A 12,800-nucleotide genomic window follows, 5' to 3' on the forward strand; every position below is an offset into this window, starting at 1 on the left:
TCAGCAGACCAAAATCGCTTGCTATCCTTCTGTTGGTTATCTCATCAATTAAAAGGAACTATCTTTACTGGATTCATGTGTTCTGTTATTATACGCAGCAAGTCTTCAGCTTTTAACCATATAGTGGCAGTATTCTCATTTGGATGTACACCGATGATGGATGGTGGAATCAAGAAATCCTTATCAAGGAAAAAATGCGTCTTGTGTTCCTTGTCATTCAGTATGCCCAAAGGTGTGACAGATCCAGGTGTAAGTCCTAAAACTTTTTTCAAATCTTTCTTTTTTGCCAAACTTAATGGACGTGTGCCGTATGTGTGTCTAAATGCCTTTAAATCCACTCGCTTGTCACCTTTTATCGTTATTAGATAATAATTGCATTTCTTGTCATCGCATACAAATAGATTTTTAGCAATGGATTCAGGATAAGGAAACGATATATTAGAGAGTTCAGCCATATTGTAAACAGCTTTGTGTTCTGTCACTTCATAACAGATATTGTATGAATTGAGTAAATCATATATGTCGTTCTTGGAAATCCTACTGTTATTTTCTAACAGCGAAAGCAGTACATCCACAGGTCTTTTGAAGATATAATCTGCCGGTATTTCTTGAGTTTCCGCATTTCCCCATGCGGCAAATCCGAAATCCACCCTTGCGTTTTGTGCACACAGGCTGTCGTAAATGGTATCTCCTATATAAATAACATCCTCGGCATTCATGTCGGATGCATTAAGATATGTCAGCAAAGGGTCTGGGAAAGGTTTTGGGCGAGCGGCATTTTCTACGCATATTACAGTGCCAAAATAATCAGATAATTCAAAAGGGACAGCGAAATCAGCCATGTATTCATTTCGGGTCTTGGACGTAACTATGCCCAATCCATAGCCATTCATTTTCAAGTTGTCCAATAATTGCGGGATGTTGTCAAAAAGTCGGATACGGGATTTATATTTCAGCAGATGTTCATTCCATCTGACATTGGCACGTTCAGTGTCCGTTATGCCTAATTTGCGCAAGGTTACGCTTCCCGGTATCCCAAGTGCAAATTTTAGTTCACACGTTTCAATATCTTTATGCAGTATTTCCCATACAGTGTCTTTCAGGCTTTGAAGTATGGCTTCTTCCGTATCAATTAACGTACCGTCAATATCAAATATGATATGCTTATATTTTCTCATCGCTGTCATCTGTCAGGTTTCGTTGTCAATCTGCTTAATTACACGGCAAGGATTGCCCACTGCCACACAATTTTCAGGAATACTGCGAGTCACCACGCTGCCTGCCCCGATGACGCTGTTCCTGCCGATAGTGACCCCTGGCAATAAGATAGCACCTCCGCCAATCCATACGCCGTCTTCTATCTTGACGGGCAAGGCGTATGTGCGGCATATTTCCTCGCCTTCCGACCAGTCTTGCACCATGCGTTCATTTACTTTGGTAGAATGAGTGGCTGTATATATCTGCACATTGGAAGCAATCAACACATTGCTGCCGATATCAATGCGGTTGTTGTCCACGAAAGTGCAGTTCATGTTGATAATCACTTTGTCCCCGATAAAAATATGCTTCCCGTATTCGCAATGGAAGTCAATGTCCACATGCACTCCCTTTCCCATGCTGCCGAACATCTCGCGCAACAAGGCTTGCTTGTGCTCTGTGTCGGCATAATCTATGGCATTGAACTGTGCCAACAGCCGCCTTGTACGCAAAATTGTCTCCACTATCTTCGGGTCTTTGCTTCCAATAAAAGGTTCGCCCGCCAAACATTTCTCGTATTCTGTTTTCATCCTATATGCAATTTAATCCGTTTGCAAAGATAGCGGCAAGATTTGATTCTGAATTTACCCTATGTTAAAAAATGGCCATTAGCCCTTATCCGGCTCAATGACTGTTGTGTGATGCCTAGAAAAGAAGCTATATATCCCAAGTTTACCCTTTGGAAAAGTTCGGGACATTCTTTAGTCAGATGTTCATAGCGTTTTTGGGCAGACCAGTTTAATCGGCGGATATGTATGTCTTGTAAACGGAGGAAGTTTTCTTGCTGCAACACCCGCATCCAGTTTGCGAGGTCGATGTAAGATCGATACAATTCATTTAGTTGCCCTATTGAAATAGAATAGGTTATGGTTTCTTCCAACGTTTCNCATGTCGTTATTTGTTTCCCATTGTGTAAGACATAAGAACGAGTGATGCCTTTTTCGATGAAATAAACCTTCCTGTCTAGTTTCCCGGCATGGATAATGATTGTTTTGGATGGAAATACAAATCTCTCGAAAAGGCATACCAATGCCTCCAGCGCTTCATCTGAAACCGGATAATACATTCTTATCTTTCTGATAATGTTTTCCATAAACTTATCCTTTTTGCAAAGGTACAAAATGGGAACAGCAATAAAGACAAAATATCCGCCTGATGTTTATTCAATTTAATAAAATCATGTGCAAAGGGGATATTCTCAATTTAGTTTTGTATTCTTACATCTGTAAGAGTTACCCGAACAAGTAAAGCGATGCAGACCACGGCAATTGGAACGGTTACCCACTCTCATTACTCGAAAATGAGGTAATTTTTTTACTCTCTTGATTTCAGATAGGTATATTCTTTTGCAGAATTACAGAATATTTTCAAGAGCTTGTTTGAAGTCAGTCTGAATTTTTTAATGAAAACTTTTTTTGTTGTAGTGTGCGTTTTGTTATTACATATTTCCAGACCTTCTTTGGGATAGGAGAAAGGTGTATGTTGCGGTAAGGGGTGCTGCTTGGGTTGTTGTTGCCTGTTGGACTTTGGTGAAAGTTTTTTTGATTTAGGCAGCTATGTGCGAATATCACACCCCTCTTGCCTCTCGAAAGAGGCAAGAGGGGAATGTTGTTTTTTATTTGAAAATGACGCTTTATGGTTGTGTTTTTTTCTCTCAAGAAGGGATTGGACGATTGGACATCATCCTTTAGAAGGCAGGATATTTGTATTATTGCAAAATATCTGCGGGGCTTTTTATAAGTATGTTCTTTTTCCCGGGGGTGATGTCTGATTGTATAAGAATTATATATTGTCCTGGAGGTAGTTGCGAGAGGTCGGCTTGGTTGTCCCATACGCTTTTTTGCAGGATGAATTGTCCCAAGAGATTATAAATATATACTGCTTTTGCCTGTATGCCGGGGTTGAAGCGGATGCTGTTTTGGAAGGGATTGGGGTATATGTCGGCTGTGGGTGATATTTCATTTTTCAATATGGGCAGAAACTCTCCATCATTTTCGTAGGCTCCGACATCCGGTTTTCCTCTGCGGGGATATCCTCTCTGGTCTGATTGAGGGGCTTGTTCCGTTGTGCCTGCATCGATGGCACAACTGCCTTCATTTATTGCAAGGGTGAGCGTAGCACCACCGTTGTTTTGCAAATCATTATCTGCCAGAATGTATTTGCCGGCTACCGATGCAGGTTGTATGACTTTTTCTTCTTCGTTTACAAGCAAGTTCCCGGTACGGCTGTCGTAATTACCGGTTATATTCATGATAAGACCTTTGTCTGAAGTCCCGGCAACGGTATTGTCCGTAATGTTGTTTTTGGCTATTTTCAGCTTGGCACTTATCGTATTGCATTGTACAGATGCATATGTATTGTCGAATATCAGGTTGTTGCGCAGAATGACGACGTCGTTTAGGGTTTTGAGGTATATGCCGCCGGTCTGATTACCCTTTTGTGCCGTATTTTGGCTAATGGTATTGTTGGTGAATGTAATGTTTCTTTCGTCTTTGGGTGATAACGGTGCTTCAGTTCCTTCCAGACAAATATTACCTTGTTGGTAGGTCTGGTTTTGGTAGAAAGTGTTGTTTTCTATGATGACGTCCGTTTGGGATGAGGCATAGATGCGTATGGCTCCTCCGGTATTTACGGCCGAGTTGTTGAGAAACAGACATTGTTTTATGTCCATTGTCAACGGTTGTTCCTTTGACATGGCCAATATAGCTCCGGAGTTTCCTCTTCCTGTGGCATTGTATTCTGCTTTGTTGTCGCTGAATGTGCATTTTTCAAAATCGGCTGTTGCCCCATTCAAGTAGCAGGCTCCGGCTGTACCACAGGAGTTGGCTATGAAATCTACATTTTCGCATTTTAAGACTGGGATACCTATTCCTGAATCATCGATTGCGTATTGTGCAAAGATAGCTCCGCCATATTCGGTATTGTCCATATTCCCGTTTTGGAGAATGATGTTATTCAATCTCAATTCGCAATTTCCTGTCAGATAAAAATGTCTGCCGGTCTCGTTGAGCGGTACGTCGAGTATGGCTTTTTCGGGTTGGCTGCATTGTATAGTGACGGTTTTGTCGGGGGGAATGGTATCATTCCTGTGTGCCAAAGTTCCGGCGACATCGATAATCATACTTAGAGCCGAACATTGTTTTATGGCGAAATGGACGGTTCGGAATGCATCGTCTTCGGTGACTCCGCAACGGGCCAGATCGTCTACTCCGTTTTCCCGTACATAGTATATGATTTGTGACTGTATAGGAATAAAGGTGTATATCAAAATAAAAAATAAAACGATTTTTTTCATAGTTTTTTTCTTAATTATATCGATTTGTTGCTTCTCTGAAAAGTCTGTCAAATTCGTCTAAGGTAACAAAGGTGTATCCTTCTTTTTCGAGGGTATCTTTGACTATCTTCAATCGTCTTGGCCCGTAGTGCCAGCTGTAAAACATAACGGGAAGGAAGTTTCCCTCTTTTCCTTGTTCCCGGATTTTGCGTATCAACCAGTCGGCTGCCGGTTTGTCGTATCGACAGTCGTCATAAGGCCAAGCTTCAGTTGACCAACGTGTCAGTATGTGATGTACGCTGGTATTTGCATTCAGCATGTCATTTGCATTTTTTCCTGTATATCCGTCGCAGCGTCCCATATCTGATAAGATGGATTTTATCTGTTTTTGGGGCAATATGTAATTTTGAACCGTATGCAGGTCTCTTTCGTCCCACATCCGGTTGGGGTGAGAGTACAATCCCAATATGCTTAAGTCCAGTTTTTGCATCAGGGTTGCCGTTTTTTCGAAGTACTCGGATAGGGTTTTGCTTCTGTCTTGGGTTTCCGAGGCGTATTGTTCCAATGGATAACAGTAACCGGCTCCGGATATGGAGCAAAAGAAATATTCGTTTGCTGTGGCCGACCGAAAGAGGTGTTCGAGGTAGCAGGGCATAAGATATTGTATGGCAGGAGTGACTCCGATGCTTATGGGTACTTGTCCCCGTTCCGGCTCATCCCATTGCCGTGCCCCTAATCCGTATTGGATATATCCGATAGCGTCACCGCTTTCTATCATGGTGAGTGCTACATATTTGCGAGTCGGGTCGAATTGTTTTTTTTCGTTACGTCTGCGTTGTAGCATTTTTATTTCGGAATTTCCTGTACCTGAATGGAAGCTGTAATTTCCAGCCCATGTATTTACGATTGTAAATTTTCCGTATTTTCCGGCTAATTGTACTCCTTCGTATTCTTCATATCCGCTTTTTGTTGCCGGCCAAAAGCCAATGACCGGTATATTTACCGGAGTTTTTTGCCATAGGCGGATGATGCGGTTTTCCATTTCGGGGTTATAGTCCGGGTCTTTTTTTCCGGGTAGCCAAAAGGTCGGTATTCTGAAACATATAAGATAGTCCCGGTATATGTCGTGCATTTTTTCGTAACCGCATACCGATAGGATAGAGTGGTATTGTTTTGGAAAAATATTTGCCATATACCAGTCGAATGCTTCGCATTCGTTTTTGAAGCCGAAGTCTTTTACGTCTTTGATATCCGATATTCCTGCTTGCTCGACTTGCGGAAGTTGATGGGGAGAAATGATGATTCTGTCTTCGACCGATGCGATGTTCGATACCAGGTTTATGGTCCATGTTTTTTCCGGGTCGTAGATGATGGCTCCGGTGATTTCTTCCTTGTACTGTTTCAATAGTGGCAACAGAGCGGAATATTCTGTTTCTTTTTTTATAATTCCTTTTTCTTTGTATAAATTCAATAGATAGTTTGACAGTCTTTCTCTCAGATAGATACGGGGCTGTTTACGATTTATCAGTCCTTGCAGGGAGACAGCCAGCAACCGTTCTTCCCGATTCATTTTGTCGTAGTTTATCGAACAGATATTCGGGGCGCAAGGACTGGACTGTAAGAGGTATGGCCTGTCTGAGGAATTGTTTTCGGCATACAGGAGTATAGGTATCATGCTCAAGAGAAATATATACCATTTTGTTTCTCTCATGTAAATGTTAATATTATAATTAATTAACTATTTTGATATTCCTATTTATTTTGTTCCAAATATAGTATTAATTTAGAATTGAACATTGTATTTAACATTAAATATGACTTTATTTTGTCAATGGATATGAAATAAATATTCTATATTTGCATATAATTGCAATTAAAATGTTCTTGCTCTATGAAAAATACACGCCGCGATTTTCTTAAAATGACGACGGTCGGATTGGCCGGGTGTATGATACCTTCTCTGGCAACGGCTACGACGGTTAAAAAGGGAGTTTCTGCCCGTTCTTCAGTATATGATTCGGTGCAATATGATGTTGTTGTAGTAGGTGCCGGTGCGTCGGGTATTCCGGCGGCTATTGCCGCTGCTCGTCAAGGGGCGAAAGTGGCATTGGTGGAGGAGGACTTGTTGCCGGGAGGTGCACCGGTAGACCAGTTTGTGACGTATTTGTGCGGTGGCCCGCGAGTGGGTATTTATCTAGAAATGATACAAGGGCTGAACAGCCGTTATTCGAATGATGGTGTTGCGCTTCCCGATTTCGGTGATGGTGGGGACGGTCGCAGTCACTGGTGGCATCCCTCAGCGTTTTCCCAGATTCTGTATGAGATGATTGTGAAAGAGAAGTCGCTTACGCTGATATGCGGAGCTCCGGTAGTGGATGTGATAGTAACTTCAGGACGTGTTTTGGGAGTACAGGTATTCAGAAACGGGGGTATGCAGGAAATATCGGGAAAAATGACGATAGATGCTACGGGTACCGGCTTGGTGGCTGAAATGGCGGGTTGTGAGGTGATGTATGGTACCGATGCTCAATCGGATTATAATGAACCTTTTGGCGTTGAGGCTGCGAGCGACAGGGTACAGCCTTGCACATGGATGATGATAACGAATCGGGTGAAGGCCGGTGCTGTTTTGCCATATAATGATTTGGAGCGTGTCAGTATATCCGAGGATAAGTATGGGTTCTTGAAGGAGCATCCGGGATGGGAAGGCCGGGATGCCGGTATGTATTTGCATTGGGGTTGGGGGAAGCACTTTGTCGATACCCGAGATCCTCAAGCGTTGGCAGAAGCTCAGTGGTATTGCTTGGAGAAGATACAAAAGGATTTGAATACGTTGCGAAAGGCTGGTTTTTCGGCTGTAATGGCTCCTAAAATCGGGGTTCGTGAGTGCAGACGGATAAAGGGGGAATATATTCTTACGGCTACCGACTTGAAATCGGGTTTACAGCCTGAGGATAAGATTGCCGATTGCAGTTATTATATGGATGACTGGAGTATGTCTCTGACCAAAGAGCAAAAGGCTGTGAAGCCCTACGGTATACCTTTCAGGTGCCTTATTCCGGTCGGAGTAGAGGGATTGTTGCTGGCGGGGCGTATCATCAGCGGCACACATCTGGCTGCGAGTTCGTATCGGGTACAACCTATTTGTGCAGCTATCGGAGAGGCTGCAGGCCTTGCGGCGGCGAAAGCTGCAGCATTGAACACTTCGGTTCGTAATTTGAACTTTCGTGATATCGGTTGCGAGCTTAAAGGAATTCGGGTGAATAGCTTATAATGTTATTTCCCGTTTTTCCTCGTCAGATAGCTTGCTATCTTTCTCATAAAAAACAGAAAAATATCCTCGAAAGAAACTCTCAAACCTGCCTCGGGTGAAAGTTGGACATGTTTTAAATCTTATATAGATTAAAATACAGAATAGTTATAAAGGATAATTTATTGGGGAATTGGTTGCCCGTATTTTGTCCTTATTTTTAAAGTTGCTCCGTATTCTTTTTGTAAGTTTCTCCGTACAGTTGTTTGTATTCTTCCTGAAAGCGTTCGTATACGGCTTTGGCGTATTCTGCCTTGCCCAATTTTTTCAAAGAAGAAATTTTGTATTCCAGAGCGGTCTCATTGAACCTGTCAAAAGAGAATAGAATATCGGACAGGATAATGGTAAAACGGGCGTTGTTCCGTTCTGCCAGTACCGGCAGAATCTTTTCGATAATTTTGACGAAGTGTTCGTCATGGTTGATTTTGATTTTATCGAACCAGTCGTAGCTTACGAAAGAGGGTAAAAGCGAACCTTTTTGCAAAAGTTGCGCCAGTTTCTGTACCGAGTCGGAGTCCGGGACTTCAGTCGATGAAATTTGTCGGGTTATTTTTCGAGCTTCGAAGTAGTCGCAGTAGAAGTCTTCTGGGTATTTTATACTCCATTTTCCTTCTTCGTATATGAGTTCTACATTTTTGAAATCGGTAAGGATATTTCTGAGATGGTTGATTGTCACGCCTCGTATATTTTTGGCTGATGTAACGGTCTTATCAGGCCAAAGGAAAGTGGACAACCTGTCTGTACTGATACCTTCTGTTTGTTCTTTTGAGTATAGGAGGAACAGGACAAACATTTGTTTTATTTTGGGCCCGAAACGGTGGGTTATTTCCATCCCTTTGCGATCGAAAGCCCTAAAGTCTCCCAGGAGATATACGGCGTTTGTTTTTGCTTCGTTTTTGAGTTCGGGTACTCCGGTAGGAAAAACTTCTGGGGCGGGTTCGGGTTCGTTTTCGGAATGTTCTTCTTTCCCGGTAGAAATTTTTTCTTTGTTTCTGGCTCTATATCGAAAAAATATGACGGATAACAGAATAAGAATAATTACGGTAGCCGGGAGTATCCAGTGGAGCTGAATATTGCTTTCGGATATTTCCGCCTGCAATTCTTCCAAGGTGACCGGTGGTGTATTGAGACTGTAGATGCTTATCAATGATTCCGGCTTATTGTCTTCACTTTGTCTTACAACGGCGTAAAGTTGATTGTTCTTTTTGTCTTCGAACAGGTATGCCGAAGAGAGTATGCAATTTGCCTGAAGGGGAATCTCGTTGGATACAACGGCATGCTCTCTGTTTTTTATATTGAAGCGGTGTAAGGAAAGGTTTGTTGTATTGCGGTCGATACACAGTATGTATATGCAGCCGTTGTTATAGTCGAAGACAATTCTTCGGGAGGGAATGAAAAAATGATTTCCGAAGTCGGTACTCCATAATTTACGAATGGTTTTGTGTGTTGTGTTCACCAAATAGAGGTCGTAAAAGAAGTCTTTTCCCAGTTCCTGTTTCCCGGTCTCATTCCCGACGCCTCCGAAGATGAAAAATTCGTCCGGGGCAGGCCCTTGCCCGGCAACGGTGTGCATTCTGGGAAAGAGTGTATCACCTGAAAATATTTCTTGTCGCCACTGGTTTTCTTTAAAATCGTATTTGAATATTTTGTTGGAATATTTATAATTTCCATATCCGCCGAAGATATAGAGTGACTGGTCTTGCGGATTGAAAAAATATGCGTGATGGTGCAGCGGATTGGTAAAGTCGGGATAATATAGTTCGGTGTTACCGTCATTATGGATAATGGAGAAGAATGGCCGGGTTTGTCCGGCGAGGTCGGCGAGGTTATAAAAATAGGTTTCGTCCTTTACCGGATTATATATGGCTTCTCCTGAATACCCGGTTTGTGTATCGCAGGTATTTTGTGTTGTATCGGATAACTGACGGGTATCGGGGTTGAAATTCTGTACCCGGTTATCTCCTATGATAATAATTTGCTGGCGAATTGAGTCAAAGTTTATTCCGGCTGCCGGGGAGGATTCAAATGAACCTATTTTTTCCCAATAATATTGTTTGTTGATGGCCCATATGGGGTTTTCGACAGAACCGAATATTTTATTGTTTTTTTCGTGTATTTTGTTCCCTTTTGATTCGGAGAGAGGGAAAAAGAACATCGGATTATCGTTGTTTTTGATTTCTATATTTTTGAGAATCATGTTCGGGACTTCCAGTATCGATTTTCGGTTAGGTCCGAATACGATATTTGCTTTAGAAGGATTTGGAATATGTATATTATTTAATATATATGATTTGTTATTTATCAAAACTTCAGCTGTTTTCTTTTGGAAATCGAGTTTTGTTTCTACGTGTATCCATTTACCGTTACCGATTTCTTCCGGTAGTATAGGAATTTCTATAAAATTTTTTTTGTCGGACAATCCGTTGATAACAAAAGAAGAACTGTTCTTATCTCGTCCTATGTAGGCAAAGCTGAACGGTTGAGAACTGTCTTCGTATACCCATATTTGTCCGAATGCCTCATTTGTGGGCAAGGAGATATCGAAAGAGAGGGTAACGGAGTTGGAAAAGGTCACTTTTTCCCCATCGAAGAGATTCAGGCAGGTTTGTGGCACTTCTTTGGAAAATTGGAGACCGGCTCCTTCTGTCATGGAAAAGATGGAAAGGAATATATTTAATATGAATAGAAACCGATAGTGGATTTGCATACTATTTTTTGTCATTAAATAAGCTATCAGGTTTTACTGAAATAGTTTTTCAGATTGTTTGTAAAACTCATTGTAGACAAATTTCGTAAACTTTTTTGAATTTACAATACAATTATCTGGTTTTTGTCATCTTGTGTTTAGGAAATTCAGTGCAGGGGTTAATGAAAAAATCTTCGTGTAATCCGTAAATTAACCCTGTTTTTCTTGGTTGCCGAGTAAATTCGTCTCACAAATTTATATCATATGAAGATTAAAATTATTGGAAGTATTTTTCTTGTAGGATGGTTGTCGGTATGCTCGTTTCGGGCTGTTGCCTCTACCGTCGAAAGTTGGTGGCCCGAACAAAAAAAGCCGGATTACATATTAAAATGCACTTTATCCCGTTATAATGATATACGGGAGATGAATCTTGCCCAATCTTTGTGTGGCCTTGCTGCCCAAGCGGTGAATGAGGGCATCGGAGAGGAAGGGGTGTGGATAGAGACCCGGGTCGAGGATTACGGGTTGTATTACAAGGCTTGGAGAAAGAGGCTGAAGGTGAGAGAATCCGGTAGTTTCGACGTATGGTCTCTCGTAAAACGGTTCAAAGATACCGGGTATGTAAGGGGCTATGTATTGTATGATTGTACTCGAAAGGATAATTCTATAAATGCAGCTACAGTACAGGCCGGTATTTTGAAGGGTGTTTTGATAGATAAGACTCAAGAAGAGGATGCACTCCGGCTGGGATTGGTAAAGTTGTATGATGCGTGCAACGTGAATCTGGACGAGGGGTGGTTTAATCAATATAAGTCGGAACTGAATAACCGACTCATTGTTTTGGCAAATCCGGTTGCCGGAAATAACCGGGATTATGCCATTGCTCATAAAGCAATGGTATATTATGGAGTAAGCCCACTGTTACATTCTATTTTGGAATGGGTACGTCCGCTTTCGCCTGTAATAGGGTGGAACTCGGGACCTGAATTTCAGCATATAGAGCCTTGTTCCAGATGGGGATTGATAAATACGGCATCGGACTGGTGCATGAATTTACCTATGCTGTCGATTCGGGGAAATGAGAAAGTGGTGAAACTGAAGTCTGTGAATCCTAAGAAAATAGATGCCAATGAAAATGCGGTGTATCATTCTTTCGTAATGAGCGACGGGGATAATATGCAATGGACTTTCGGCGGGTTTGTCAACAGCCCGGATTACTGGAATAATATGTATAACGGGGATATTCCGATGTCTTTTACTTCGTGTGTAGTCAATCTGTCGATGGCGGCTCCGGATGTCTTGAATGTCTTGGTCGAGAGCCAGCCTAAAAATGTTTCGGTGGTGGAATATGGCGGGGGATATTATTATCCGGACCTGTTTGCTTCGAAACGACAGAATGCAGACGAGTTATTACGAGAGTTTGCCCGTATGGTCAATGTGCATATGAAGAAAACGGGGGTCAAAACATTTGGTTTTATATGCCATAAAGTAGACTCGGACGATGCTCTTCGTGCTTATCGTATTTTTGCGGAAGAGCTGGAGGATGTGGCAGGGATGATTGCTGTACAATATGTTCCTTATAATGGGGGACATGGCAGAGTTTTCTGGGTAAAAGACCGAAAGAATAATGATATTCCCGTATTGTCGGCGAAGACCCAGATATGGGCAAATCTGAATACGGAGGGTTCGGGCAATCCTTCGAGAGTCGCTGAGGCGATAAACCGGGATGTGGAGGTATGTGAGACGGAAGGGCCGGTGCTCGGTTGGACTATTGTGCATGCCTGGTCGAGGTTCGGTAAAAACGGTGATAAAGTTATTGATGTTGCGGCTAATGGGAAAAAAGGTGTACGAGGGGTTACTCCGGTGTACTGGTGCAAACAGTTACTGAATAAGAAAGTGAAGGTGGTACCGGTAGAAGAATTGCTCTGGAGGCTGAGAATGAAGAATGATGAAAAACCGGTCTCGGAGCGGGAAATGGTATTCTCGAAATAGACTCGGGTTAATGAAATAATGATGCGTTTAACCCTTGTTTTAACCCGACTTTTATGAATCGATATTTATATTTGATTATGAAAATCATGAAAGATACGGTCTATTATTCATCGCAGTTTGCGTTATTAATAAATGAATAAATATGTAGTTTTGATAAGTGAATCTTTTTGTAATAAAATGTTAAATTATTATTCATGGAGGTAGTTTTTGTAAGTATTAATGGTATAGATAAATAGTATAATATTATTTATTTTTTGTTTATGTAATGTAAAATCTAATAT

General features: G+C 41.8%; 8 protein-coding genes. 2 read left to right on the forward strand and 6 right to left on the reverse strand.

Going from position 1 to position 12,800, the window contains the following annotated elements; all coding sequences use genetic code 11:
• Positions 1 to 44: 44 nt before the first annotated feature.
• The 5 genes from BN2628_RS16940 to BN2628_RS15940 form a co-directional block, all read right to left on the reverse strand.
• A complete protein-coding gene (locus tag BN2628_RS16940; RefSeq protein ID WP_074024210.1) occupies positions 45 to 1,178 on the reverse strand; it encodes an HAD-IA family hydrolase in 1,134 nt (377 codons plus the stop codon).
• Positions 1,179 to 1,190: 12 nt separating this feature from the next.
• Positions 1,191 to 1,787: a sugar O-acetyltransferase gene (locus BN2628_RS15925; RefSeq protein ID WP_055099938.1), complete on the reverse strand. Its 597-nt coding sequence runs from the start codon at positions 1,785 to 1,787 to the stop codon at positions 1,191 to 1,193.
• 59 nt (positions 1,788 to 1,846) lie between these two features.
• Positions 1,847 to 2,350: a Crp/Fnr family transcriptional regulator gene (locus BN2628_RS15930; protein ID WP_055099944.1), complete on the reverse strand. Its 504-nt coding sequence runs from the start codon at positions 2,348 to 2,350 to the stop codon at positions 1,847 to 1,849.
• Positions 2,351 to 2,965: 615 nt separating this feature from the next.
• Positions 2,966 to 4,552: a choice-of-anchor Q domain-containing protein gene (locus BN2628_RS15935; RefSeq protein ID WP_021931086.1), complete on the reverse strand. Its 1,587-nt coding sequence runs from the start codon at positions 4,550 to 4,552 to the stop codon at positions 2,966 to 2,968.
• A gap of 10 nt (positions 4,553 to 4,562) precedes the next feature.
• Positions 4,563 to 6,242 carry a GxGYxYP domain-containing protein gene (locus tag BN2628_RS15940; RefSeq protein WP_055099952.1) on the reverse strand — a complete coding sequence of 560 codons (1,680 nt, stop codon included), beginning with the start codon at positions 6,240 to 6,242 and terminating at the stop codon, positions 4,563 to 4,565.
• 180 nt (positions 6,243 to 6,422) lie between these two features.
• Here BN2628_RS15940 and BN2628_RS15945 point away from each other — a divergent pair, with 180 nt between their 5' ends.
• The gene (locus BN2628_RS15945) at positions 6,423 to 7,805 is read left to right on the forward strand and encodes an FAD-dependent oxidoreductase (RefSeq protein ID WP_055099956.1); all 1,383 of its coding nucleotides are present in this window, start codon (positions 6,423 to 6,425) and stop codon (positions 7,803 to 7,805) included.
• 196 nt (positions 7,806 to 8,001) lie between these two features.
• On the opposite strand, the gene BN2628_RS15950 is transcribed toward BN2628_RS15945, so the two are convergent.
• Complete coding sequence (locus BN2628_RS15950) at positions 8,002 to 10,563, reverse strand: Kelch repeat-containing protein (protein WP_257606520.1); 2,562 nt, start codon at positions 10,561 to 10,563, stop codon at positions 8,002 to 8,004.
• A gap of 228 nt (positions 10,564 to 10,791) precedes the next feature.
• Between BN2628_RS15950 and BN2628_RS15955 the strand changes: the two genes are divergently transcribed.
• Positions 10,792 to 12,519 (forward strand): GxGYxYP domain-containing protein, encoded by a 1,728-nt coding sequence (locus BN2628_RS15955; RefSeq protein WP_055099961.1) that lies wholly within the window; start codon positions 10,792 to 10,794, stop codon positions 12,517 to 12,519.
• The last annotated feature ends 281 nt before the right edge of the window (positions 12,520 to 12,800 follow it).

It is taken from the genome of Gabonia massiliensis, assembly GCF_001403595.1.
GTDB lineage: Bacteria > Bacteroidota > Bacteroidia > Bacteroidales > Coprobacteraceae > Coprobacter > Coprobacter secundus.

Excerpts from the sequence above, each read along its gene's own strand:
- BN2628_RS15950 (WP_257606520.1), bottom strand. The coding sequence starts at position 10,563 with ATGACAAAAAATAGTATGCAAATCCACTATCGGTTTCTATTCATATTA.
- BN2628_RS15925 (WP_055099938.1), bottom strand. The coding sequence starts at position 1,787 with ATGAAAACAGAATACGAGAAATGTTTGGCGGGCGAACCTTTTATTGGA.
- BN2628_RS15935 (WP_021931086.1), bottom strand. The coding sequence starts at position 4,552 with ATGAAAAAAATCGTTTTATTTTTTATTTTGATATACACCTTTATTCCT.
- BN2628_RS15940 (WP_055099952.1), bottom strand. The coding sequence starts at position 6,242 with ATGAGAGAAACAAAATGGTATATATTTCTCTTGAGCATGATACCTATA.
- BN2628_RS15955 (WP_055099961.1), top strand. The coding sequence starts at position 10,792 with ATGAAGATTAAAATTATTGGAAGTATTTTTCTTGTAGGATGGTTGTCG.
- BN2628_RS16940 (WP_074024210.1), bottom strand. The coding sequence starts at position 1,178 with ATGAGAAAATATAAGCATATCATATTTGATATTGACGGTACGTTAATT.
- BN2628_RS15945 (WP_055099956.1), top strand. The coding sequence starts at position 6,423 with ATGAAAAATACACGCCGCGATTTTCTTAAAATGACGACGGTCGGATTG.